We start from the raw sequence: 24,681 nt of genomic DNA on the forward strand, positions 1-24,681 counted from the left end.
CAATAAGTGAAACACTATGGATTTTCGTAGCCTTCAATTGTTTACGCATCTTGCCACCAGCCTACATTTTGGCGATACCGCGCAAGCCATGTATGTGTCGCCTTCTACGCTAAGCCGCGTTATACAAAGGCTAGAGGATGAATTGGGTTGTACCTTGTTTAAACGCGACAACCGTAAAGTGGCGCTTACTCATAGTGGTCATAAACTGCTTTCATTCTCTACCCAGTCTTTAAAAGACTGGCAACAATTGAAGGTAGACTTGCGAGAAGACAGTAATTCGTTGCAAGGTGAGATAAGCTTGTTTTGTTCTGTAACGGCCAGTCAAAGTCATTTGCCTGCTATATTGCGTCAGTTTAGGGCACAGCATCCTGGTGTGGATATTCGCTTAATTACCGGCGACCCTGCACTAGCGATAGATAAGGTAAAGCAGAAAGAATGTGACTTATCGATAGCTATTTATACGCCTGACTTGCCTACAGACTTACATTTTTCCCCTTTAGACAATGTGCCTTTGGTGCTGATTGCGCCGCGAGATTGGCGGTTAACCCAGTTGACGCAGGTAGATTGGACTAAGCATCAGGTGATCATGCCAGAGCATGGGCCTACCAGGCGCATTGCTTACCACTGGTTTGCAGAGCATGGTATTAGGCCAAATGTGTATGCTTCGGTAGGGGGTAATGAAGCCATTGTCAGCATGGTGGCGTTAGAATGCGGTGTGGGTTTTGTACCTAAAGTGGTGCTTGATCATTCCAGTATGGCTAGCTTGGTAACCCAAATTCCAGTAGATGATATCGAGCCCTATGGACTAGGGCTATGTTGCTTGCAAGATAAGCAAAACGAACCACTTATCAACGCGTTTTTACAATTGGAAATGGCTCCCTTATCTAATTAATGATGAGTTGTTTAGACATTTAAGCTGGATTAAAAGCTAAAAGCATTAAGCTTTCATGCTACTTGCTGTTGAGTATCACCTAATGGGCTACTGACTACTTAGCTGCTTAATTAAGGTATCCAATGCGCGGTAACCTAGCGCTTCGGCTAAATGGGCGCGAGTAACCGTAGGCTGTTCTGACAAATCTGCCAGTGTCCTCGCTACCTTAAGGGTACGGTGGAATACCCGCATCGACAAATTTAATTGCTTAGCAGCTGCTTGTAAAAAGCGTAAATCGCTATCGGTTAGCTGGCATAAATCAGCAAGCTCCCCCGCGGCAAGCTGTGCATTGGGCTTCCCTTGCCTATGAAGTTGCACTTCTCTTGCCCGTAATACGTTATCCCTGGCTTCTAACATGGAATCAGATTCAGAATTTACCGGTGGCGATAAATCGTAACTGGCAAGCCTGGGTACCTCTACTTGTATGTCTATTCTGTCTAATAAGGGGCCCGACAAGCGATTTAAATAACTTAGCTGCTGTTGTGGAGTTAAGCGGTTGTCGTCAATATCGCCAGTAGGACTAGGGTTCATGGCCGCTATTAATTGAAAATTGGCAGGATAGGTAGCGCTCGCCATCGCCCGCGATATATGCACATCACCGGTTTCTAATGGCTCTCTAAGTACATCTAATGCGCGGCGGCCAAATTCGGGTAATTCATCTAAAAATAATACCCCGTTATGGGCTAACGATATTTCGCCAGGTACAGGCTGCGACCCGCCGCCGGTAAGCGCTACAGCAGAGCTAGTATGATGTGGGCTGCGCATGTGGCGCTTTAAAAACCGCTCTACATTTAAATTTTCCCCTTTTACCGAATGAATGGAGGCTACTTCCAGAGCTTCCTGTTCAGTCATGGGGGGTAATAGGGCAAGTAACCTACTGGCTAGTAAACTTTTACCCGTGCCTTGAGGGCCTACCATCAACAGGTTATGGCTACCCGCTGCGGCAATGGTTAATGCACGCTTGGCTTGTGTTTGGCCAATAATATCATCCCAACCCATACTACTAGTAGAGGAAGAACACGAGCTAAAGGGCTGACCTTTATTGAGTTTTTTATTATTCGCTAGGTGTTCGTAAACCGATAAAAGATCAAACGCTGGGTAACGAGTGGCGTAGGATACTAACGAGGCTTCTACATCGTTAACCCCCGGAAAAACAAGGGGGGTGTCATCGTCGGCTGCTGCAATTAAAACAGGAACTAGGCCACTTACTGGCTTAATTTCACCGTTTAACCCGAGTTCGCCCACAAAGGCGATGTTGAGTACGCTAGTGTCAGGGAGATACCCTGATGCCACCAAAATACCTACTGCAATGGGTAAGTCGAAACGCCCACCATACTTAGGAATATCAGCGGGGGCTAAATTTACGGTTATACGTTTAGCGGGAAAATCGAAACCGCTGTTTATGAGCGCACTGCGCACCCGCTCTCGGGCTTCTTTTACACTGGTTTCTGCCATACCTACCAACTGGAACGCTGGTAAACCATTGGCCAAGTGAATTTCTACTGATACCTCGGGGGCTGCCACGCCCTGCCCCGCAAAGGTTTTAACTACTGCCATGCTCATACTTTGTCGCTCTTGAAGGAAGTCCCCTAAGAGGCGTACTTTAAGTGAGCATGATAAAAGCTGAAACTGTACTTAGGGCAAGAAGAAGGACTAATTTTCGTTATAGAAGACCGGCATTTCCCAGTGCCAGCGCAAAGCGCCTAGCCGCATTAATACTGTGGTTGCAAGGGCAACTGCACCGCACCACTGGGCCTCAAAGCCCAGATACATGGCGAGACCGTAGGCCATTCCCCCCACAATACAGGTCGTTGCGTAGAGTTCCCCGCCTAAGACTAATGGTACTTCTCGACATATAACATCACGTAACAAACCACCAAATACCCCTGTAATGGTGCCCATGGCAATCGCCACTGCAATGCCAGTATCGTTAGCTAATGCTTTTTCTATGCCTACCACGTTAAATAACGCTAACCCAAACGCATCAGCAATAAGCAAATAATGATAAGGAAAGCGTGGGCTTAATCGTAACCAAATAATAGGGATGAAGGCAGCAATCAGTGTGGTGTACAGGTAATCGTTATCGGCAATCCAAAATACGGGAACGTCCAGCATCATGTCGCGCAGTGTTCCACCTCCTATAGCAGTGGCACTTGCCAATACAATAACGCCAAACCCGTCCATCCTTTTTTGGTACGCCATCAGGGTGCCAGAAATAGCACACACCGCTACCCCTGCTAAATTTAACCAGTGAAACCAGTCTACCATTGTATTGCGATACCCTTTTTTATCTGACGAAAACAGCGTTTGAACCGCAAAATACTTGATTTCGGCAACGGTTTCATGCTATTTCTTTGCGCATATTAATCGTGTAACGGCCAATTCACGTTTAATTGGGGTGAAAAGCCATAGCCCTATCGTACAACCATTCATTTTAGCATTCATCCAAGGAACTGGGTGTTGCTCGTCAATTAAATCTTAAAATTCAATGGCATAAGCTCATTGTATTTATTAGATGTCCTTTGTTTTCACGACAAACGACAGTGTTTCAATGTCAGTGATAAAGCACAGATGCGTAAATTTATGTGTCCGCGCGTCGCGTATTGCATCCAGCGTATTGGGCGCTCGCGCACTGTCATGTATCATTCGTCTCGGTATTAATATTTCCGCAAAACGCGGTTCGGGCTTTACGCTCAATTTTTGAAGGATTACTCATGGCTAAGCAACCTGCCGAACATATTTGGTTTAATGGCGAATTGAAACATTGGAAAGACGCTACTGTTCACGTAATGACGCATGCTATTCATTATGGTTCGTCTGTATTTGAAGGTGTGCGCGCATATAACACGCCGGATCAAGGCACTTGTGTTTTTCGTTTAAACGATCACAACCGTCGCTTGTTCGATTCAGCGAAAATCTATCGTATGACCATTCCATACACGCTAGATCAAATTAACCAAGCTACCCTTGATATCATTCGTGAGAACAAATTGAAATCAGCGTACATTCGCCCAATCGCGTTCTACGGTGATATTGGTATGGGACTTCAAGTGCCGTTTGGTACAGAAGCTGAAGTTGCCATTGCTGCATTTGAGTGGGGCGCTTACTTAGGTGAAGAAGCCCTTAAAAATGGTGTAGATGCGGGGATTTCTTCTTGGAACCGCTTAGCAGCTAATACCATGCCGACTGGTGCAAAAGCCGGTGGTAACTACTTATCTTCACAGCTGATTTCGATGGAAGCCCGTCGTCATGGCTACGGAGAAGGTATTGCCCTTGATACAAACGGCTTCATCAGTGAAGGTGCGGGCGAAAATATTTTCGTTATTCGCGACGGCATTGTGGTTACCACACCAAAAACTGCCGCTATTCTTCCAGGCATTACTCGTGATACGTGTATCACGCTACTTAGAGACAAAGGCTACGAAGTTCGCGAAGAAAATATTCCTCGTGAAGCTATGTATCTAGCTGATGAAGTCTTCATGTGTGGTACAGCGGCAGAAGTGACGCCAGTACGCAGTGTAGATGGAATTGAAGTAGGTGCGGGCGGCCGTGGCCCAATCACCAAAGAAGTGCAAGATATGTTCTTCGGTCTTTTCAACGGTACTACTGAAGACAAATGGAACTGGTTAACACCGGTTTACAAGTAATTAATTTAGCTATTTATTAAACGGGAAGGATTTTATGCCCAAGTTACGATCTGCAACGACTACGCAAGGTAGAAATATGGCCGGCGCACGCGCTCTATGGCGTGCAACGGGAATGAAGGATTCTGATTTCGGTAAACCTATTATTGCTATTGCTAACTCTTTCACGCAGTTTGTGCCGGGGCATGTGCATCTAAAAGACATGGGTCAATTAGTGGCACGAAGCGTTGAAGCCGCCGGTGGTGTAGCAAAAGAATTTAATACTATCGCGGTAGATGATGGTATTGCTATGGGCCACAGTGGCATGCTTTACAGCTTACCTTCCCGTGAAATTATTGCTGATGCAGTAGAGTACATGGTGAACGCGCACTGCGCCGACGCCATTGTATGTATTTCAAACTGCGACAAAATTACGCCAGGAATGTTAATGGCGTCATTGCGCTTAAACGTACCTGTTGTGTTTGTATCAGGCGGTCCGATGGAAGCGGGTAAAACCAAGCTTTCTGATCAAATCATCAAACTCGACTTAGTGGATGCCATGGTAGCCGCTGCCGACGATAAAGTGAGTGACTCTGATACCGACGAAATCGAACGTTCTGCATGTCCTACCTGTGGCTCATGCTCAGGTATGTTTACTGCAAACTCAATGAACTGCTTAACGGAAGCACTCGGTTTATCGCTTCCGGGTAACGGTTCAATGCTAGCCACCCACGCTGACCGTGAAGGTTTGTTTAAAAAAGCAGGTTCGCAAATCGTAGAGCTGTGTAAACGTTACTATGGCGACGATGACGAAAGCGTCTTGCCACGTAATATTGCTAACTTCAATGCCTTTGAAAACGCCATGAGCTTAGACATTGCCATGGGTGGTTCAACTAACACCATTTTGCATTTGTTAGCAGCAGCAATGGAAGGTGAAATACCTTTCACTATGAACGACATCGATAGACTGTCACGTAAGGTTCCCCACCTTTGTAAAGTGGCACCGTCTACCCCGAAATACCATATGGAAGACGTACACCGTGCAGGTGGCGTATTAGGTATTTTAAATGAATTAAACAAAGGTGGCTTACTGCATGGTGATGCAAACCATGTATTAGGTAAGTCACTTACAGAAGTCATTGCAGACTGGGATATCACCAACCCAGACAATACCGACGCGATTAAATTTTTCCGTGCAGGCCCTGCCGGCATTCGTACTACCCAAGCATTCAGCCAAAGCTGTCGTTGGGATGAAGCAGATAGCGACCGTGAAAACGGTTGTATTCGCTCAGTTGAAAATGCCTTTAGCCAAGAAGGTGGCCTAGCCGTGTTATACGGTAATGTGGCAGAAGATGGCTGTATTGTTAAAACCGCTGGTGTTGATGAATCTATTTTGAAGTTCACCGGTACTGCACGTATTTACGAAAGCCAAGATGATGCCGTAGCCGGTATTTTGGCTGACGATGTGAAAGCAGGCGATGTGGTATTCATTCGTTACGAAGGCCCACGGGGCGGACCGGGTATGCAAGAAATGCTATACCCCACGTCATACCTGAAGTCGAAAGGCTTAGGTAAATCCTGTGCGCTCGTTACCGATGGCCGTTTCTCTGGTGGTACTAGTGGCCTATCGATTGGTCACTGCTCGCCAGAAGCTGCCAGTGGCGGTGGTATTGGTTTAGTTGAGCACGGCGATAAGATTGAAATTGATATTCCAAATCGTAGCATCAACATTGCTATTAGCGATGAAGAGCTAGCAGAGCGCCGCGCGAAAATGGAAGCCAGCGATAAGCCTTGGCGCCCTAAAGATCGCGTTCGTGAAGTATCAACATCATTGAAAACTTTTGCTGCATTGGCCACCAGTGCGGATAAAGGTGCAGTACGTGATGTATCGAAACTGGAAAATCTATGACCGTTAGCGATCACGACTATTTAAAGAAAATTCTATTAGCCCCTGTTTACGACGTAGCTGTAAGCAGTGAGCTTTCTTACATGTCGTTGTTGTCTGCCGAATTAGGCAATGAAATATTCTTAAAGCGTGAAGACCAGCAGCCGGTTAAGTCATTTAAGTTACGCGGCGCTTACAACCGAATAAGTTCGTTAAGCGAAGCACAGCTTAATGCCGGCGTTATCGGTGCTTCAGCTGGTAATCATGCACAAGGTTTGGCGTACAGCGCTAGGCGCAAGGGCATTCAGGCAACTATTGTGATGCCTGAAACGACCCCTGACATCAAAGTGGATGCAGTACGTCGTTTTGGCGGCGACCATGTAAACGTTGTCCTGCATGGCACGAGTTTCGATCAAGCCAGCGGCCACGCGAAAGCGCTTTGTGCAGAACATGGTTATACCTTTGTGCCGCCCTTCGATGACCCTGACGTAATCGCGGGTCAAGGAACGGTTGCTCGTGAACTGCTAGAGCAAAACCCTAACCTGGATATTTTGTTTGTTGCGGTAGGTGGTGGCGGTTTAGCGGCCGGTATTGCGGTTTACTTAAAGCAATTAAAGCCAGAGATTAAAATTGTTGCCGTTGAATCGGAAGAGTCTGCCTGTTTTGCCTTGGCGCAAAAAGAAGGTGCACCTGCTGCACTTGAAAACGTAGGCATTTTTGCCGATGGCGTTGCCGTTAAGGTCATGGGTCAGGAAACCTTTAGGCTGTGTAATCGCTTGATTGATGAAACCATGACGGTAACCAACGATGAAATATGCGGTGCCATTAAAGATATTTTTGATGACACCCGTGTTATTGCTGAGCCTGCTGGTGCCTTGTCTGTGGCTGCTATTCGAAAGTATGCCAAGCAGCACGACCTTACCGGCAAGAAGCTAGGCGGCATTTTATGCGGCGCTAATATTAACTTTCATACTTTGCGTTATGTGTCTGAACGCTGTGAACTGGGCGAGCAAAAAGAAGCCGTATTTGCAGTGAAAATACCTGAGCGCAAAGGGGCATTTAAGCAGTTTTGTGAATGTGTTGGCGCAAAAGCGATTACTGAATTTAATTATCGTTATGCTAATGACGACGAAGCCCATATTTTCGTTGGGGTTAAATTAAAAGGCGGCCAGCAAGAGTTCTTAAGCCTGCAAAGCGACTTAGAAGCTAAAGGCTACCAATGCTTTAACTTAACCAATAACGAATTAGCCAAACTACACGTTCGTCACATGGTAGGGGGAAGACCTCCGGCGATATTGAACGAGCAAGTGTTCAGTTTTGAATTTCCAGAGCGCCCTGGCGCATTGCTAACCTTCTTAAACACCTTGGGTGAATCGTGGAACATTACCTTGTTCCATTACCGTAACCACGGTGCGGCAGAAGGCTTAGTGTTAGTTGGGTTTGATATTGCGCCAGAAAGCCGAGACGCTTTCAATGAGCATGTTATCGAACTTGGCTACAAAGTAGATGAAGTAACACAAGATCCTGCCTATAAGTTCTTCTTGTCACAACCATCTAAGTAAAGAGCAAACCGTTTTCGCTTTACCTCGCTTCAAGTTAAGCACGGCTTACCTTGGGGCGAGGTAAAGCGTATTCCAAATCAATAAAAAAGCCGAAGCGTTGTATTTCAACGTTTCGGCTTTTTTGTGGCATCGATAACAGTCTCTTCAGTGTGCAGCGCTGTAACTAGTAACTAGCTGCAAACACACTGACGAAGTATAGGCTAGTTATGCAATACCACGTTCTCTAAATGTTGGGTCATTTCAGGCCATACTAGCGCCATCACGTCTTCCCGAAGTGCTTCACACTCTTCAGAGTATTTCAGGCTGCCATCTTCTGTAGAGTCTAACCAATGGTTATCTTTTAAGGCGCTGATAAAGCTAGAAAGTACGTTCTTATCGTAAAACTCAGGTGAGCTTAGCCCATAAAGGGTAGATAAGCGTTCCGCCACTTGGCGGCTAGTGCGTTCAAGTGCGCCGCGACTAATCACTTTCTCTTTGTCTAAAATAGTCAGTACTACCGCATAACGCTGCAAGGTTTCTTGCATACAACGGCTTAACAACCATGCTGAATGAAATTGTTTTTGCTGAGCATCAGGTGGAAGTAAATCACCCTCTTTAATGCGCAGTAAGCCTTGGTCAACTAATGCATCGATAAGTGCATCTGTGTGTGCAAGGGCTTCATCTTGAGACAAGTGTAAAAATAGCTCACGCTGAAGTAGTGGGTATAACGCAGCAATTAACTGGAATACTGTGGCTTTACTTGTGCCTTTATGAGCAAATACACAGGCCATAATTAAGCCCGGCAACGCGAATAAGTGCAAAATATTATTGCGATAGTAGGTGAGGTAAACCGCTGACTTAGGTTTGGGGCTAATTAATCGACCATAATCGTCTTCCTCAACCACAAACTTGCCAAGCTTTAAGGTATCGTCGAACAATTCCTTCGCGCTGGCATCAGGGATGGTGGCATCGGCACTGAAAGGCACGTTTTTAAACAAACTGATAAAGTCGCCCATGGCTTGTTTAAGCTCAGACTCACTCATAGTTTGTGTTTTTGATGACAGTAAACACAGCGATGTTAACGCCATGCCATTAACCGCTGCTGCGCGATTAATACGTGTCATAACATTATTGGCCAACTCGTTTACCGCCGGCGTTAACCATGCCGGCTTTTTCTCTGGCTCAGCATCACGGCAGTCACGCCAATTTGGCACATGGGTTTCCAAAAATTGATTCAGCTGAATAGGCTCACCAAAGTTTACATAACCATGACCGTAGTTTCTAAGCTTGCGAATAGCCGAGAACACTTGCCAGTTCGATTCTTTTTGCTTCTTAGTACCCTTAAGCTCATTCAGATAGCTTTTCACTTCCATCACGTTTTCGTAGCCAATATAGACAGGTACCAAGCTAACAGGCCTATTCACACCCTTCAACATGGCCTGAATGGTCATGGCTAGCATGCCTGTTTTGGGCGGAATAAGACGACCAGTGCGGCTGCGGCCACCTTCAGGGTAATACTTAACTGAATAGCCTTTATTGAAAAGTAACTCTAAATATTCGCGGAACACGGCGGTATATAGCTTATTACCAGCAAAGCTTCGGCGTAAGAAAAAGGCACCACCACGGCGGAAAATCTTACCCACCGGCCAGAAGTTTAGGTTAATACCGGCGGCAATGTGAGGGGTTACCATACCTTCATGATAAATCACGTAGGTCAGCAAAAGGTAATCCATATGGCTGCGGTGACAAGGCACGTAAACAATCTCATGGCCGTTTGCGGCAAGCTCTCGAATACGTTCGGAGTGGCCAACACTTATACCATTGTAAATTTTGTTCCAAATACGAGTAAGCAGTCGATCGCCAAAACGTATAAGTCCTTCGCGGTAATCTGCGGCTATTTCGGTAACGTATGATTGCGCTCTGTCTTTAGATGCGTCATGGGTAATTTTTTTACTGCGAGATTCTTCAGCCATAGCACGGCGCACGGCATCAGAACCTAGTACACTGTTGTTCAACTCTTGGCGCTCTAACAAGGTAGGGCCGGTCATACTTTGGCGTTTACGCTGAAAGTGAGTACTTGCTACACGTACTAACTTGTGTGCAATGCTTTTATCACTGCCATGTTGATTTGACATGGCGCGAGCCGATACCGCTTTTGAGTAATTAATAAAGTTATCGCGGCCTAAAAACATCACGATAAAGAGTTTTCTTAGCCAACTTGGCGCTGCATTGTCGGCAATAAGATCGGCTAACCCTGGGGTTCCTCGGCCAGGCGCTCGGCCCCAGGTTACAAACACCGGAACCACTTGAAGATCTAATTGGTGATGATCTCTGTGCAAATGAAACAAGTCAGTAAATACATCTTCAATACCCGTATCGTCTGCTTGTGAACGAAATATCGGCTGGGTTTTACGCAAAAACAGCGTAGAAGGGTATTCTCTGCCCGCCAACGTAAGCGTATCAGTCGGGCTCGGTAGGCCTAGTGCTTCTGTTGACATTCTAAGCGCTAATTGATCGGTTACCGAGTTTGCTGGAAGCAAGTAAACGATGGGCTTCGACTTATCAATGCCAAGCTCAGTTTCTACGTTTACGGGAATGCTGTGGGCTTTAACCAGCAACTTAACAGGATAATGAAATAGCGACAAAAGGGCTTTTCGCATCCACGACATGAATTCTGTAATCCTATGAAATTAAAACGGGAGAAGTGTACCACATCTCATGCAAAGTCTTGCAGAGGGCGTGGGGCTGTTTGAAAGCATCATTAGTATAAATCGTCGCCATAGCATATTGATTGAGCGTCTTTTTACTCACCCATCAGTTGGTGACAGTACCTTTATAATACATTGCCACGTCGCAGCGTTCATAAGCACAACCAAATTTTTGCATGATTTCTTCACAATGAACAAAGCCATTTTTTTCGTAAAGATGAATGGCGGCTTCGCACTTCTTATTGGTTAAAAGAAATAGTGTATTAAAAGCAATGGCAGGGGCGTGATTCAACACATGCTGTAACAAGCCTTCCCCTACTTTTAATCCTCTGGCTTCACTGACCACTCCCATCTTAGTAAGTTCGAATACTCCTTCTCCTTTTTTCATTAATGCACATGTACCTACAATGCCAAAGTCGGGATGTTCAGCAAACCAAATGTACCCACCTTTATCGATAATGCTGCGCTGTGGGTAACCAATAACAGCCTCATCAATGCTCTCTAAATGAAACATTTTGGTTATCCACTCTCTATTTATGCGGTCGAAATGGGGAGCCAACTCGGGGGTATAGTCGAGGTAATTCAACATGATGGTATTAATACTCTGATTAAGCATAGCTAGAAGAAGGTTTACTTTATGCCTTAATAGCAAACTTGTCATCTTGACGTAAATTCCATTGAAGGTACTGAGCCCATTCGAAAGGTCGGTTTCAATAAACTGTCTCGTTAAGCTGACGGAGGCATTTATAACAAAAGTTTAATTTTTATTAATACACCTTTTAATTACCAATAAACCTGACTAGAATCCGTCCTAAATAAGAATATCTATCATTTTCAATACTGTTTGGATTATCACTCGAGGAGACTTGCTTGAAACTTGGTAAAGCAACTATTTCTACTGCTGTTCTATTAGCACTTTATGGCACATCTGTTTTGGCTCAAGAAAATATAACTGAGTCAGAAGGAAGTGTTGAGCGTATTACCGTACGCGGCGCATTCTTTGGTCAACAAGTCGCCACAGCGGTTAAAACCCCTACATTATTAGTTAACGTGCCGCAGTCAGTATCTGTTGTAAGCGCAGCACAAATTTCAGAACAAGCATTGTTTAGCATTGCTGATGTTATGCAATACACCCCAGGGGTGAGCATTGGATTGGGTGAAGATCATCGCGATCAAGTGACTATTCGTGGTCAGAACACGACTGCGGATTTCTTTGTTGACGGTCTTCGTGACGACGTTCAGTACTTTCGCCCGCTATATAACTTAGAGCGCGTTGAAATATTGCGTGGCGCGAACGCGCTTTTATTTGGCCGTGGAGGTGGCGGTGGCGTGGTTAACCGTGTGACTAAAGTGGCCAGTAGCGCTGAAGATTTCACTACGCTGTCAGCAGGTATTGATACCTTTGGTGCAGGTTCTATTAGTATAGATACCAATAAAGCCATAGATGCGAACAATGCTTTTCGTTTTAATGGTGTGTTTGACAGTATTGATAATCATCGTGATTTTAAAGATGGTGAACGTTACGCCATTAACCCCACCTATACATGGATGGCTAACGACGACACCACGGTGGTTGCATCTTACGAATACGTAAACGATGACCGTTTAGTCGATAGAGGTATACCTTCATTAGATGGTGCGCCGCTAGAAGGCTATGACGACACCTACTTTGGTGATCCAGATTTCAACAATACTACCCTTGAAGCACATATTGCCCGTGTTCGTGTTGATCATGCACTATCGCAGAGTTGGAACTTGAACGGTACCGTTCAGTTTGCTGACTATGACAAAGCTTATCAAAACTTGTACCCCGTTAATTTTGACGCTGATGCAGGTACGGTTACGTTAGACGGTTATCGCGATACCACTACTCGTGAGAATGCGTTGGTTCAATTGAACCTTATCGGGCAATTTGCGACAGGTGATATCAACCATACCTTACTAACAGGAATGGAGTACGGTAGCCAAGATACAGAAAATACTCGTCGTGATGCATTTTTTGCAGACAGCCAAGACGACCAAGTATCCTTTGTGTTTAGCGACCCATTGGTTATTCCTTCAATGACGCTGACGGACCCAGTAAGAGATCGTGCGTCAGACGTCACCTTTACCTCAGCGTTCGTGCAAGATGAAATTAAGCTTAACGAGAATTGGATTGTGGTTGCCGGTCTTCGCTACGATAATTTTGATATCGATGTGGTAGACAGTATTGAAGTAGCTAACGGTGCTGACGATGGTAACAGTGGTTTTCTTTCGAGCTCTGATTCACAAGTGTCTCCTCGTGCAGGCCTAATTTACAAGCCTGCAGAATCAGTTTCGATTTACGCCAGTTACAGCAAATCGTTTTTACCTCGTTCAGGTGATCAATTCCTTTCCCTGTCGCTTACAAGCCAAGCGCTGGAAGCTGAAGAATTTGAAAACAAAGAAATTGGCGTTAAATGGAATTTCTCTGACTCACTTAGCGTAACCGCGGCGGCATTTGAAGTTGAACGTGAAAACGGCACAGCGCAGGATCCTAACAACCCAGAAGCGTCTATTTTAACTGGCACCGAAACCAAAGGTTTTGAAGTGCAGGTGGTGGGCAAGCTTTCAGAGCGTTGGGTAATAAATGCTGGGTATAGCAACCTTGATGGCGAAGAAATGGGCCGCATTGTAGACGGCGCACTGGCAAATCGCGACTTAGCACAGCTACCAGAACACATGCTGACGTTATGGAACCAGTATGAAGTTAACGATAAGTGGCGTGTTGCATTAGGCGTGATTTATCAATCTGAGCAGTATGCCTCTTTAAATAATACCGTTGAACTACCTGACTTTGTTCGCGTAGACGCTGCAGTGTATTACGATTACAGCGAAGACGTTAAAATTCAGCTAAACGTGGAAAACGTATTCGATGAAGACTATTTCCCGTCAGCACACAACGACAACAATATTGCTACCGGCGAGCCGCTTAATGCGCGTGTGAGTTTGCAATATAAGTTTTAATACGAACAATTAAAGTCAATACTCAAAGCGGCCCAATGGCCGCTTTTTACATTAAATTTACCTCATTTCGAAGTTTTTAAGCATATTTTTATTGTTCAAATAATATCACTAGGGTATTTTTACCCCCGAAAAATAAAAATCAAGGACGATAAAAAGTGAATAAACTTGTCTGTATTTCTGTGCTTGCTTCAAGCTTACTAGCAATTACTGCCTGCGGTGGTGGAGGTGGTTCAGATTCCAACCCTTCAGTTACGCCAACTCCGCTGCCAGCACCTATTACTTCCATAGAAAAAATTCAAGATGCATCTAACTACACTTCTAGTGAGTTGCAAAGTGCTGCGGTTTCTATCGCTAACGAAGACTATGCCGGTAGTAACGTAAGCCCAGAAATGACTCCTTCCATAGCCGAAGAAGCTTATTCCCTATTATTTGGCGAATCTCAGTTGGTCATTCCCAATATAGGGGAAGAAGACTTTTCTGATGCAATAGATGCTAACGGAAATGTAGATGCTACCTACCAGTGTGGTGAAAGAGGAACGGTAAGGTATCTTGGTAAGATAGAGAGCAACGAAACAGTTAAGCTTTCGCTAACATACTCAAATTGCCAATATTATGACGACGATGTGACCCTAAATGGTCGTGCAGCGCTTGATATATTGTCATTAAGTGAAGATAACTTCCATTTCGTAACGTATTTTGGCGATCTCCAGTGGGCGTATGATGACGTTATTACGACGTTATCTGGTTACGCATCTTATAAAAATACTGGAACCGATTATGAAACTGGCTATAGCGATACTTTTGAAAACTACATTACCGCGAGAATAGGCGACAAAAGCTACAAAATCGATACAACGTCGAATGAGACCTATAGCTACTACTCGAATGCTGTTTCAATGGAAGGTGATATTTATATTGGTGATGTGGGAAAAGTTAGCATTTTACTAGATGTTAATGGCGAATATCCTCCTTATCTGTATGAGACTACATTTTTTATGGAGGGCGCGAATAAAGCCGCATTTATTTTCGAACAGGGACCAGTCAAATTTGTGGTTGATACTGATGGCGATGAAGTCTTCGATATGGGTGTTTATTACAATGACGTTTACGAGTTACTGTATGGAAACAACGACAAAACACTATTACCGATAGATGAACTCTCGCTACCCCCATATGTTGGCACGCCGTATTTGCTAGACCCTTGGTGGGACGAGGTGTACACAACCTCAACTATTATGGTCGAACCAACCGAATATTATGATCCAGATAATACTAACGAAGAACTGACTATTAGCTACCGATGGTATTTGAATGAGGTGCTTTTAGACGATTATACAGAAGCCACCTTACCTCCCAATGTGGCCGTTTTTGGCGATAAGTTACAAGTATCAGCCGTGGTGTCAGACGGTGTTAACGTTGTGGAGTCATGGCCACTAGAGATTGAACTTCAAGACAGTCCTGCAGAGGTTGTTATCGACAATCTGCCCGACGAAATCCAAGCCGGCGATTATGTAGAATTTAGTGTGCTAATTAACGACCCAGACACTGGAGAGTCTTCAACTGGAGCTGGTTTAATAGCTGGACCTGATGGAGTAACGTTATCTGATAATGGTGTAATTAGCTGGCAAGTCCCTAATGAACAGCTATTTCCTGTGCAGTATTTTACATTTACTTTTTCTGATAACAGTTCAGATCCACAAACGTATATTGAGCGTGATGTGGCCGTTTTATCAGACAGAGATATCACTCTTGCTCGCTCTGGATTGCTAGTACCTAGTCAAAATAATGCTATGCATGTAGCAGATATAACCGGGGACGGTAACAACGAGTTAGTGTCTACAGACTCTAATTCCAATGTATTCACACTTTCATTGATTAATGGGCGCTACCAGCAAACTTGGTTATATCCATATATGCTCCCAACCGACGGATTACTTCGTCAGGTATTGATTAGCGATGTGAATAGCGATGGTAAAGACGATATTCTCGTTGTGACAGAATATGGCGTATCGGTAATTACCGACACAAATAAAATGGCTGAAAGTCTGATCGAAAGTGATTTGGAAATTAAGAGCGCTATCCTTACCGATATCGATGGCGATGGTATCGAAGAGCTTATTTATCTCGTTGCTGCTGAATATTATAGCGATGATACCACGGCCAATGTTATTGCCTTAGATTCACCAGAAACTACGCTATTTAGTTTTAATGTTGGTAATGCAAAAGAAATCGCTGTCGCCAATGTTGATGATGATTCAGCACTGGAGCTTGTCGCTAATAGTGGTTTCGTTTATGACTTAGCAACTGGTGAAAATCAGTGGGTCAAAAGTAATGGTTTCGGCGATGCGCATATTGCGGTTCCTGACTTTGACGGGGATGGTGTGAGTGAAATCGTGGGTGCTGATTATTGGGGCTATATTGAGGTGTACTCAGCGATTACCAAAGTGCAGCTGGATAATTTTGATAACTTCAACACATGCGATATCAATGATGCAGTTTTGTCTGGACAATCTGTCCTCCTTGTCGGCGATTGCCAATGGGGAGACGTTACTGCCTACACAATGATCGATGATAAATTGAGTGAGCTATGGCGAGTGAGTTCACAAGACCATGGTGTATCATCAATTACAGTAGGTGATATAGATAATGATGGTTCAACAGAGGTGTTGTGGGGAACCGGTGTTTCGAGTACTGGCGCTGATGAACTTATCACCGCAGAACTGAATGGCAGCACAATTACTATCAAAGAAAATACAGCAGAAGTACAGTTAGATAGCTTTTCGTCAGCTGGTTGGGCAAATGTCATCGACAATGATGAGCGTGCAATATTCTTTATTTCTTCAACTGAAAGTGGCTATGGCTCGTCACGCTATATCATGTTGGATAAAGAGGGAAATATAGAACTAAGTGATACTGTTTCAGAGAACTGGGGCGCAGGCACTAATTCTATAGCAACCGACTTTAACAATGATGGTGCAGGTGATTTGTTTACATCGACAACCAATTATTACGATGGAAGCTTCGCCGCTATCCAGCTACACAATGGTGAGGTTCACTGGCAGTATGATTCAAGTAGTAATAGCAATATTGGCATAATTGAAGCCTTAGACATGAATTTCGATGGCTTCACTGACGCATTAGTAATGATTGGGACTGAACTGAATATTTTTGATATTCAAAACCAATTGATTATTGCTAACTATAATATCGGTCATGTCACGCACCTCGCTCCCTTTATTTCAAACGGAAGTGCATTTGTAGCGTTGACAACTAACGAGTCTGGCATGGAAGTATTAAAGATAACCGATGCAGGATTATCACAAGCCGCGTCGGTGGACGGTATATGTGATCAGCTAATTACTATTAATGCAGACTCAGATGAGCAGCCGGAATTAGCGTGTACGAATTATGATGATGAGCTGATTGTTTATGACTTTTCTGGTGAGGCGCTTACCGAGAGCTTGCGTGCGAGCATACCTGCAGATATCTCTAATATTCAAGCTGATGTAACTACTGAACAAAACCAGAATCTTATTGGCGTTAGCCATAATACAGCCGATTTCTCACTTAACATTTATAGCCATCTTGTTAGCTTTGGAACCGATGGCTTTGTAAGGTGGCGCGGTCCTGCGTTTGCAAGTCGGCAAGGTCAAGATTACGGAAATTTGAAAGTGCGCAAAGCTGATTCAGGGAACCTTGAAATACAAACGTCTACCTATTCTAGCGCTATATGGGTGCATTAGTAGACGTTTGCAGAGAGCTCTACTAAGGTAGGGCTCTTTTTTTATGGCAAGTGTTCGAAGCATGTAAATAGCATCCAATGCTTGTCATTTCCTTTTAGGTGTATATACTTACAGGAACTGTATAGACAGACAGGTCTTTTATGCGCCCACTCACAGCAAGACAAACAGAAGTTCTCGAGCTTATAAAAACAACGATGCTCGAAACTGGCATGCCGCCTACCCGTGCAGAAATTGCCCGTCATTTAGGTTTTCGTTCTGCGAATGCCGCTGAAGAACATTTAAAAGCGTTGGCCCGTAAAGGCGTCATCGAAATCCTTCCAGGCACTTCTCGTGGTATTAAGTTGAATATTCCACTTGAAGATGAAACCCCTGAAGAAGAAGGTCTTCCTCTTATTGGCCGAGTGGCTGCGGGCGAGCCGATTCTAGCGCAAGAGCATATAGAGTCTCATTATAAGGTCGACCCTGCCCTGTTTCAGCCTCACGCTGACTTCTTACTTCGTGTAAGCGGTATGAGTATGAAAGACATTGGTATACTTGATGGTGACTTGCTAGCCGTGCATCGTACTACGGATGTCCATAATGGGCAGGTGGTAGTGGCACGTGTCGATGAAGACGTTACTGTTAAACGCCTTGAAAAGCGTGGCCGCGAAGTATTACTTCACGCTGAAAATGATGAATTTTCACCTATTAAAGTCGACTTAGCGTCAGAGCCTTTCTCCATTGAAGGGATTGCCGTTGGTGTTATTCGAAATGCTGACTGGATGTAACCTTTTAGCTATTTAGTAAAGAAAGCGGCTTATAGGCCGCTTTTTTGTATGTTTACCATACCTTGCTTACACAATAATCGTATTTAAGCCTAAGAAATCTCTTAAAAGCCACCAGATACCGCTCCCACATATTTTCTTCTATTTATGTCACCCTTTTCAGTGCTAGCTAGCGCTATTTTTGTCACCTATTTTGTTTGAAAAACAATCAAAATTACGCAACTAGCTTTTGATTATAAGAAACTTATTGGCAGCTTCTATTTGCCTATCTCGTTCAAAATGAGCGTTTCAAACAAGCTCACTAATTACCGCTACAGCATCCATACGCTGTTGTATGTGTCATTTCTCTTACATACAACTTTTGATTAAAAATTCAACGCTGCAATTGTTTTTTCTTAGAAAAGACTAGACTTGTGCGTTTTATTGAGCAATTCTTATACTGTATTTAACAAAATAATAACAATAGATGTAACTTTGGTTTACAACTAAGGCTAGATAGTTAAGTTAAAAGTTGGATTTCGGGTATCAGTTGCCAGAAGCGCAGCGCAACCAGTGCGTCAATGCTTCTGTTATAACGGAGGTGTTGAGTGAAACGAGTAACGACACAAGCGGCGACACAAGTGACAAAGTGGCTTTACGGGCTTCCACTTTTGCTTACCTCGCCACTACTGTTTGCTGATGCAGCAACGGGCGAAGGCTCTTCCATAAATTTGCGCCGAGGCGCAACAGACATAAGTGGTCAAGTTTACGACCTGCATATGTTGATGTTCTTTATCTGTATCGCAATTGCTGTTGCGGTTTTCGGGGTTATGTTTGCCTCCATGTACTTGCACCGTAAATCCAGAGGCGCTAAGCCCGCTCACTTCCATGAAAATGTAAAAGTGGAAATTGCATGGACGGTCGTGCCTTTCATCATTCTTATTCTTATGGCTATTCCTGCCGCTAAAACCCTTATAGCGATGGAAGATACCAGCGAACCCGATCTTACCGTTGTCGTTACTGGTTCCCAGTGGAAGTGGCACTACCGGTATATGGACAGGGACGTTGAGTTCTATTCGTTAATGGCGACGCAGCGAGAGCAAATTGAAAACAAATTCGAAAAAGGCGCGAACTATCTGTTGGAGGTCGACCGTCCGTTGGTCATCCCCACAGGGCAAAAAGTGCGCTTTCTTATTACTTCTGATGACGTTATACACTCGTGGTGGGTACCGGACTTTGCAGTGAAAAAAGATGCTAACCCTGGGTTTATTAACGAGTCTTGGGCAAAGGTAAATGAGCCTGGTGTTTATCGTGGACAGTGTGCCGAGCTATGCGGCAAAGATCATGGCTTTATGCCGGTTGTGGTCATTGCTAAAGAGCCTGCTGAATTTGATGCTTGGATAAACGAACAAGAAGAAGCCGCTCGCCAAGCGAAAGAAGAAGAGCAGCGTTTACTGTCGATGAATATGTCGATGGATGAACTTATGGATGAAGGCAAGCGGGTTTATAACGCCACTTGTGCGGCTTGTCATATGCCTAACGGTGAGGGGCTACCCGGCGTTTTCCCTGCGCTTAAAGGCAGTGAGATGGTACTTGAAGACCAAACTGCACATATTGATATTGTGTTGAACGGTAAAACCGGCACGGCCATGCAGGCGTTCGGAAAAATGTTAAGCCTAAAAGACATTGCGGCTGTGGTGACCTACGAACGAAATGCGTGGGGCAATAACACGGGTGATATGGTGCAGGCCAAAGATGTTAACGCCGTTGTTAATGGGAACTAGGAGTGCGTAATGAGTAAAGCAACTGATGTCATTGCGCCGGATACCTCGGCGCATCACGAAGATCATGACCATCATAGCCATATTCCAAAAGGAATAACCCGATGGTTGTTTACCACTAACCATAAAGATATAGGCACTTTATATCTATGGTTCGCCTTTATTATGTTTTTGATTGGTGGTGCCATGGCCATGGTGATCCGTGCTGAGCTATTTCAGCCTGGATTACAGATTGTTGAGCCAAACTTCTTTAATCAAATGACGACTGTGCACGGTCTTATCATGGTATTTGGTGCGGTAATGCCAGCCTTTACAGGGCTTGCCAACTGGCTAATTCCTATGATGATAGGTGCACCAGACATGGCTCTGCCGCGAATGAATAACTGGAGTTTTTGGATATTACCTGGCGCCTTTCTTATTCTACTTAGCTCGCTATTTTTAGAAGGTGGCGGCCCTGCATTTGGTTGGACCTTCTATGCGCCACTTTCTACCACCTATAGTGGTGACTCAACCGCATTGTTCGTGTTCTCGGTACATATCATGGGTATTTCCTCCATTATGGGCGCCATTAACGTCATCGTGACCATATTCAACATGCGAGCTCCTGGTATGACATGGATGAAAATGCCCTTATTCGTATGGACTTGGCTTATCACTGCTTTCTTGCTTATTGCAGTAATGCCGGTGTTGGCCGGGGCGGTTACCATGGTGCTGACGGATAAGTTCTTCGGCACCAGCTTCTTTGATGCAGCAGGTGGCGGTGACCCCGTTATGTTCCAGCATATCTTCTGGTTCTTTGGGCATCCTGAGGTGTACATCATGATATTGCCAGCCTTTGGTATTATCTCTCAAATTGTGCCTACGTTTTCCCGTAAGAAGCTGTTTGGCTACGCATCAATGGTGTATGCAACCGGCTCTATTGCGCTGCTTTCTTTTGTTGTGTGGGCTCACCATATGTTTACCACCGGCATGCCGGTGTATATGGAAATGTTCTTCATGTTTGCCACTATGCTTATCTCGGTGCCTACAGGCGTGAAGGTCTTCAACTGGGTGGCGACTATGTGGCGGGGCTCTCTAACCTTTGAAATGCCCATGATGTTTGCCATTGCGTTTATCGTATTGTTTACCATTGGCGGCTTGTCAGGATTAATGCTGGCTATCGTGCCGGTGGACTTCCAATACCACGATACCTATTTCGTGGTCGCACATTTCCACTACGTACTGGTCACCGGCGCCATCTTCTCAATCATGGCTGCGGTGTATTACTGGTTACCAAAGTGGACAGGCAAAATGTACGACACGGGGCTAGCAAAATGGCATTTCTGGTGCTCACTAGTGTCGGTAAATGTGTTGTTCTTTCCTATGCACTTTGTGGGGCTGGCTGGAATGCCACGTCGTATTCCTGACTACGCCTTACAGTTTGCCGACTTTAATAAGTGGATAAGCCTTGGCGGCTTTGCCTTTGGGCTGTCTCAGCTCATCTTCTTAGCATTGTTAATTAAGGCCTGTAAGAAGCAAGGTGAGCCAGTATCCGCTCAAGTGTGGGAAGGTGCTGAGGGACTAGAGTGGGAAATTCCTTCTCCTGCGCCCTATCACACCTTTGAAACACCGCCGGTTGTTAAGTAGGAAATAAGACAAGCAGCACAGGTAATGAAAGCAAAGCAGGCAAAGTAGTCGCTAAATTGTGGTGATGTATCAGCACAAAAAGTAGGCACGGGAGGTAACCATGACACAAGCAAATGCAAACAACAAAATGGTGATAAAACTCGTCGTTATAGTGTTTGGCATGTTTGGTTTTGGGTTCGCTCTAGTGCCACTTTACGACGTATTTTGCGATGTTACCGGTATTAATGGAAAAACCGAAAATACCGCAGCGGTATATGAGTCTGTCGAAATAGATGAAAGCCGTGAGATAACGGTGGAATTTATCACCCGAACGAATACCGGTATGCCGTGGGAATTTCGTGCGCAAACTAGCCGTATGAAAGTGCATCCAGGGGAGCTTAATACGGTGTCGTTTTACGTAAGAAATCCGGCATCTAACAATATGATGGCGCAAGCTATTCCATCGGTGTCGCCGGGTATGGCAGCGCTATATTTAAATAAAACGGAATGCTTTTGCTTTAACCAGCAGCCTTTAAGCGCTGGTGCCGAGGCTTATATGCCGATGCAGTTTTATGTCGACCCACAGCTTCCAGAAGATATTAGTTATTTTACTGTGCAATACACCCTGTTTGATGTGACCGCGCGAGCGAGTGACATGAAAACAAAACCGAATCCCTACATGGTCCCTCAACCTGAAAGTGGTAAATAACAGGTATTGGGATAAGGAGAGAGTAATGCAGCAAGAATATCAGAAGTACCCTGAATATCAGAAGTATTATGTACCAGCACAAAGCCCGTGGCCTATTGTAGGTGCGGTGGCGTTATTTTTAATTGCCGTTGGCGCGGGCAACTTCGTGATTGAAGCCACTAAAGGAGAGTCCGGCTATGGCGGGCACATACTCCTAGCAGGGATTGTAGTGCTAATGGTGATGCTTGTGGGCTGGTTTAAAAACCAAATTGATGAGTCTATGTCAGGGCTATATAGCGACCAATTAGGACGCTCATACCGACAGGGCATGAGTTGGTTTATCTTCTCTGAAGTTATGTTCTTTGCCGCCTTCTTCGGGGCACTCTATTACGCCCGATTCATTTCAGTGCCTTGGTTAGGCGGTGCATCGAATAATGCGATGACTAACGAAGTGCTATGGCCCACATTTGAAGCCATGTGGCCGCTAGTATCTACCCCTGGGGGCATCACTACACAAGAAATGAGTGCAGTTGGTCTACCCACCATTAACACGGTTATTTTGCTTATATCGTCAATTACATTGCATTTTGCCCATGTAGGTTTGGAGCAGAACAAACGCAAGCAACTCACCGTCATGTTAGGCATCACTATCTTGTTGGGAATTGGGTTTTTATTCTTACAGGTGGAAGAGTATGTTCACGCCTACCGTGACTTGGGACTAACGCTACAGTCAGGCATTTACGGCAATACCTTTTTCATGCTGACGGGCTTTCACGGTATGCACGTTACCCTTGGTACCATCATTCTTATTGTCATGTTTTTTAGAGTGCTAAAAGGACATTTTACACCGCACAACCACTTTGCTTTTCAAGCTGGGAGTTGGTACTGGCACTTCGTTGATGTGGTGTGGGTCATGCTTTATATCTTTGTTTACGTTTTATAAAAGCGCCGCCAAGCCTAGTATGGTCGAGGGTTTGGCGTAATTAAACCGGTGCCAATTGCCACTAAAATTAAAATCACAATGATGGCAGAAGTGAGCACCCTGCGACCGATGTATTTGCTCATAGGACCGTCTTTGGGATCGTTTTTCATCATGACACGCATGGCCATAAAAAGGTTAACGATCATGAAAAGTACCAACGCAACCAAGATTATTTTTATCAACATATAAACCTCAATAGTAGTGTGCAGGTTGGCCAAATGAATCAGGTGAGAGCATCCAAATTAATCGCTATCGTCATTACGAGTTTATCTGTAATGGCGATGTGTAGCTTGGGGTTCTGGCAACTAGACCGAATGGCACAAAAGCAACAACGCATCGTTAGCATAACCGAAAAACAGGGGAAAGAAAGCTTGTCGCTCATCGATGCCCTTTCAATGAAAGCGCCCGAAGATCGAACCGTTTCTTTTGAAGGTACGCCAAACGGCGACAAGGTGTTATTGCTCGATAACCAAATACATGAACAACGAGTAGGTTACGACGTACTGGCGCCAGTGCAAACCAACGCAGGGTGGGTTTTGGTTAACTATGGTTGGTTGCCTGCACCAGATTTATCGCGCTCGCTACCGGCTGTGACAATTAGCCACCACTCACAACAATTTGAAGGGGTGGTGAGTCAGCCCAGTCATAACCCGTTAGTAAAAGAAACGCTTACATCAGCATCACGCTTTCCGGCACGTATTCAGCAAATTTCAATCAGTACCGCCAGTGAATTGCTATCACTTAACTTATTACCCTATGTCGTAGTACTTACGGCAAAGAATGACCTTTTTGTTAGGCGTTATAACCGTGTTGTTATGCCTCCTGAAAAGCACTTGGGTTATGCCATTCAATGGTTTGGTCTTGCTATCGCAGCCGCCTTGATTGGCGGTTTCGCAATTATGAAAAAAGGACGTCAATATGAGTAATCCGGCCTCGAAGAAAACCTTAATTGTTATGGTCGCCGTGTTCGTGCTACCCGTTATTTTAGCTAAGCTTGCGTTAGAAAATGACTGGTTCAACCAAGGTGCTACCAATAAAGGTGCGTTGCTGCAGCCTACCATTGATGTTTCATCGCTTTTAGAAGGCACAGAGCCAAAATGGCGCTTGTTGTATGTCTTGCCGGAAAATTGTGATGCCATTTGTGAAAATGCATTGTTTAGCATTAACCAAGTGTGGCTGGCCTTAGGCAAAGAGTCTGACAGGGCACAAGCGTTAGTTTTGTTCACTGGAAAAAGTGACGTAACAGCACTAGAGCAACTATCTGAGTACGCCAACGTGCATACCTTGAGCGTCAGCGATGCCCCTATCACCAACCTTAAACAGCAAAGTGTGTATATCGTTGATACCTTAAATAACGCCATGTTGTATTACCAAATAGACAGTGACAGAAGCACGGCTGTAATGGAAAGCCGAAGCATGCTGGCTGACATTAAAAAGCTCTTGAAACTGTCTCGAATTGGGTAGGA

18 protein-coding genes are annotated in these 24,681 nt (G+C 44.7%); 13 read left to right on the forward strand and 5 right to left on the reverse strand.

Annotated features, from left to right (window positions below; genetic code table 11):
- Window positions 1-16 precede the first annotated feature (16 nt).
- Entirely contained in the window at window positions 17-892 is an 876-nt protein-coding gene (ilvY, locus tag AAC006_RS04440) for an HTH-type transcriptional activator IlvY (protein ID WP_126871504.1), read from the forward strand.
- An 87-nt stretch (window positions 893-979) separates the two neighbouring features.
- On the opposite strand, the gene AAC006_RS04445 is transcribed toward ilvY, so the two are convergent.
- Window positions 980-2,494, reverse strand: a complete 1,515-nt coding sequence (locus AAC006_RS04445; RefSeq protein ID WP_126871503.1) for a YifB family Mg chelatase-like AAA ATPase — start codon at window positions 2,492-2,494, stop codon at window positions 980-982.
- A gap of 90 nt (window positions 2,495-2,584) precedes the next feature.
- A complete protein-coding gene (locus AAC006_RS04450) occupies window positions 2,585-3,199 on the reverse strand; it encodes a trimeric intracellular cation channel family protein (RefSeq protein WP_013786745.1) in 615 nt (204 codons plus the stop codon).
- A gap of 446 nt (window positions 3,200-3,645) precedes the next feature.
- Between AAC006_RS04450 and AAC006_RS04455 the strand changes: the two genes are divergently transcribed.
- Genes AAC006_RS04455 through ilvA form a run of 3 tightly spaced genes read left to right on the forward strand, consistent with a single transcriptional unit; the run spans window position 3,646 to window position 8,001 of the window.
- Window positions 3,646-4,578 carry a branched-chain amino acid transaminase gene (locus AAC006_RS04455; RefSeq protein WP_126871502.1) on the forward strand — a complete coding sequence of 311 codons (933 nt, stop codon included), beginning with the start codon at window positions 3,646-3,648 and terminating at the stop codon, window positions 4,576-4,578.
- A gap of 34 nt (window positions 4,579-4,612) precedes the next feature.
- Entirely contained in the window at window positions 4,613-6,463 is a 1,851-nt protein-coding gene (ilvD, locus tag AAC006_RS04460; RefSeq protein ID WP_339890763.1) for a dihydroxy-acid dehydratase, read from the forward strand.
- Window positions 6,460-8,001, forward strand: coding sequence for a threonine ammonia-lyase, biosynthetic (ilvA, locus tag AAC006_RS04465; RefSeq protein WP_339890765.1), 1,542 nt, complete (start codon window positions 6,460-6,462; stop codon window positions 7,999-8,001). Before ilvD ends, ilvA begins: the two co-directional genes overlap by 4 nt.
- Before the next feature lie 200 nt (window positions 8,002-8,201).
- On the opposite strand, the gene plsB is transcribed toward ilvA, so the two are convergent.
- Window positions 8,202-10,649, reverse strand: coding sequence for a glycerol-3-phosphate 1-O-acyltransferase PlsB (gene plsB / locus AAC006_RS04470; RefSeq protein ID WP_339890766.1), 2,448 nt, complete (start codon window positions 10,647-10,649; stop codon window positions 8,202-8,204).
- Window positions 10,650-10,794: 145 nt separating this feature from the next.
- Window positions 10,795-11,349 carry a GNAT family N-acetyltransferase gene (locus AAC006_RS04475; protein ID WP_339890767.1) on the reverse strand — a complete coding sequence of 185 codons (555 nt, stop codon included), beginning with the start codon at window positions 11,347-11,349 and terminating at the stop codon, window positions 10,795-10,797.
- 209 nt (window positions 11,350-11,558) lie between these two features.
- Here AAC006_RS04475 and AAC006_RS04480 point away from each other — a divergent pair, with 209 nt between their 5' ends.
- From AAC006_RS04480 to AAC006_RS04510, 7 genes are all read left to right on the forward strand, one after another.
- On the forward strand, window positions 11,559-13,673 hold the full coding sequence (locus tag AAC006_RS04480) for a TonB-dependent siderophore receptor (RefSeq protein ID WP_288389443.1): 2,115 nt from the start codon (window positions 11,559-11,561) through the stop codon (window positions 13,671-13,673).
- Window positions 13,674-13,828: 155 nt separating this feature from the next.
- Window positions 13,829-17,416 carry a VCBS repeat-containing protein gene (locus AAC006_RS04485; RefSeq protein WP_339890770.1) on the forward strand — a complete coding sequence of 1,196 codons (3,588 nt, stop codon included), beginning with the start codon at window positions 13,829-13,831 and terminating at the stop codon, window positions 17,414-17,416.
- Between the two features lie 140 nt (window positions 17,417-17,556).
- The gene (gene lexA, locus AAC006_RS04490; protein WP_013786738.1) at window positions 17,557-18,183 is read left to right on the forward strand and encodes a transcriptional repressor LexA; all 627 of its coding nucleotides are present in this window, start codon (window positions 17,557-17,559) and stop codon (window positions 18,181-18,183) included.
- Between the two features lie 647 nt (window positions 18,184-18,830).
- Entirely contained in the window at window positions 18,831-19,943 is a 1,113-nt protein-coding gene (gene coxB / locus AAC006_RS04495; RefSeq protein WP_256771107.1) for a cytochrome c oxidase subunit II, read from the forward strand.
- A 9-nt stretch (window positions 19,944-19,952) separates the two neighbouring features.
- Window positions 19,953-21,566: a cytochrome c oxidase subunit I gene (gene ctaD, locus AAC006_RS04500; protein WP_129740469.1), complete on the forward strand. Its 1,614-nt coding sequence runs from the start codon at window positions 19,953-19,955 to the stop codon at window positions 21,564-21,566.
- Window positions 21,567-21,666: 100 nt separating this feature from the next.
- Window positions 21,667-22,254, forward strand: coding sequence for a cytochrome c oxidase assembly protein (locus tag AAC006_RS04505; RefSeq protein WP_129740468.1), 588 nt, complete (start codon window positions 21,667-21,669; stop codon window positions 22,252-22,254).
- A gap of 25 nt (window positions 22,255-22,279) precedes the next feature.
- Window positions 22,280-23,176: a cytochrome c oxidase subunit 3 gene (locus AAC006_RS04510; RefSeq protein ID WP_126872141.1), complete on the forward strand. Its 897-nt coding sequence runs from the start codon at window positions 22,280-22,282 to the stop codon at window positions 23,174-23,176.
- 14 nt (window positions 23,177-23,190) lie between these two features.
- On the opposite strand, the gene AAC006_RS04515 is transcribed toward AAC006_RS04510, so the two are convergent.
- Entirely contained in the window at window positions 23,191-23,400 is a 210-nt protein-coding gene (locus AAC006_RS04515) for a DUF2909 domain-containing protein (protein ID WP_057795172.1), read from the reverse strand.
- 33 nt (window positions 23,401-23,433) lie between these two features.
- On the opposite strand from AAC006_RS04515, the gene AAC006_RS04520 reads away from it, so the two are divergent.
- The gene (locus tag AAC006_RS04520; protein WP_339890774.1) at window positions 23,434-24,141 is read left to right on the forward strand and encodes an SURF1 family protein; all 708 of its coding nucleotides are present in this window, start codon (window positions 23,434-23,436) and stop codon (window positions 24,139-24,141) included.
- Complete coding sequence (locus AAC006_RS04525; RefSeq protein ID WP_339890776.1) at window positions 24,134-24,679, forward strand: hypothetical protein; 546 nt, start codon at window positions 24,134-24,136, stop codon at window positions 24,677-24,679. Before AAC006_RS04520 ends, AAC006_RS04525 begins: the two co-directional genes overlap by 8 nt.
- Window positions 24,680-24,681 lie beyond the last annotated feature (2 nt).

It is taken from the genome of uncultured Alteromonas sp., from assembly GCF_963976965.1.
In the GTDB taxonomy this organism is placed as follows: Bacteria; Pseudomonadota; Gammaproteobacteria; order Enterobacterales; family Alteromonadaceae; genus Alteromonas; species Alteromonas naphthalenivorans.

Coding starts and splice junctions, on each gene's coding strand:
- ilvY (WP_126871504.1), top strand. CDS start 17: ATGGATTTTCGTAGCCTTCAATTGTTTACGCATCTTGCCACCAGCCTA.
- AAC006_RS04445 (WP_126871503.1), bottom strand. CDS start 2,494: ATGAGCATGGCAGTAGTTAAAACCTTTGCGGGGCAGGGCGTGGCAGCC.
- AAC006_RS04450 (WP_013786745.1), bottom strand. CDS start 3,199: ATGGTAGACTGGTTTCACTGGTTAAATTTAGCAGGGGTAGCGGTGTGT.
- AAC006_RS04455 (WP_126871502.1), top strand. CDS start 3,646: ATGGCTAAGCAACCTGCCGAACATATTTGGTTTAATGGCGAATTGAAA.
- ilvD (WP_339890763.1), top strand. CDS start 4,613: ATGCCCAAGTTACGATCTGCAACGACTACGCAAGGTAGAAATATGGCC.
- ilvA (WP_339890765.1), top strand. CDS start 6,460: ATGACCGTTAGCGATCACGACTATTTAAAGAAAATTCTATTAGCCCCT.
- plsB (WP_339890766.1), bottom strand. CDS start 10,649: ATGTCGTGGATGCGAAAAGCCCTTTTGTCGCTATTTCATTATCCTGTT.
- AAC006_RS04475 (WP_339890767.1), bottom strand. CDS start 11,349: ATGACAAGTTTGCTATTAAGGCATAAAGTAAACCTTCTTCTAGCTATG.
- lexA (WP_013786738.1), top strand. CDS start 17,557: ATGCGCCCACTCACAGCAAGACAAACAGAAGTTCTCGAGCTTATAAAA.
- ctaD (WP_129740469.1), top strand. CDS start 19,953: ATGAGTAAAGCAACTGATGTCATTGCGCCGGATACCTCGGCGCATCAC.
- AAC006_RS04505 (WP_129740468.1), top strand. CDS start 21,667: ATGACACAAGCAAATGCAAACAACAAAATGGTGATAAAACTCGTCGTT.
- AAC006_RS04510 (WP_126872141.1), top strand. CDS start 22,280: ATGCAGCAAGAATATCAGAAGTACCCTGAATATCAGAAGTATTATGTA.
- AAC006_RS04515 (WP_057795172.1), bottom strand. CDS start 23,400: ATGTTGATAAAAATAATCTTGGTTGCGTTGGTACTTTTCATGATCGTT.
- AAC006_RS04520 (WP_339890774.1), top strand. CDS start 23,434: ATGAATCAGGTGAGAGCATCCAAATTAATCGCTATCGTCATTACGAGT.
- AAC006_RS04525 (WP_339890776.1), top strand. CDS start 24,134: ATGAGTAATCCGGCCTCGAAGAAAACCTTAATTGTTATGGTCGCCGTG.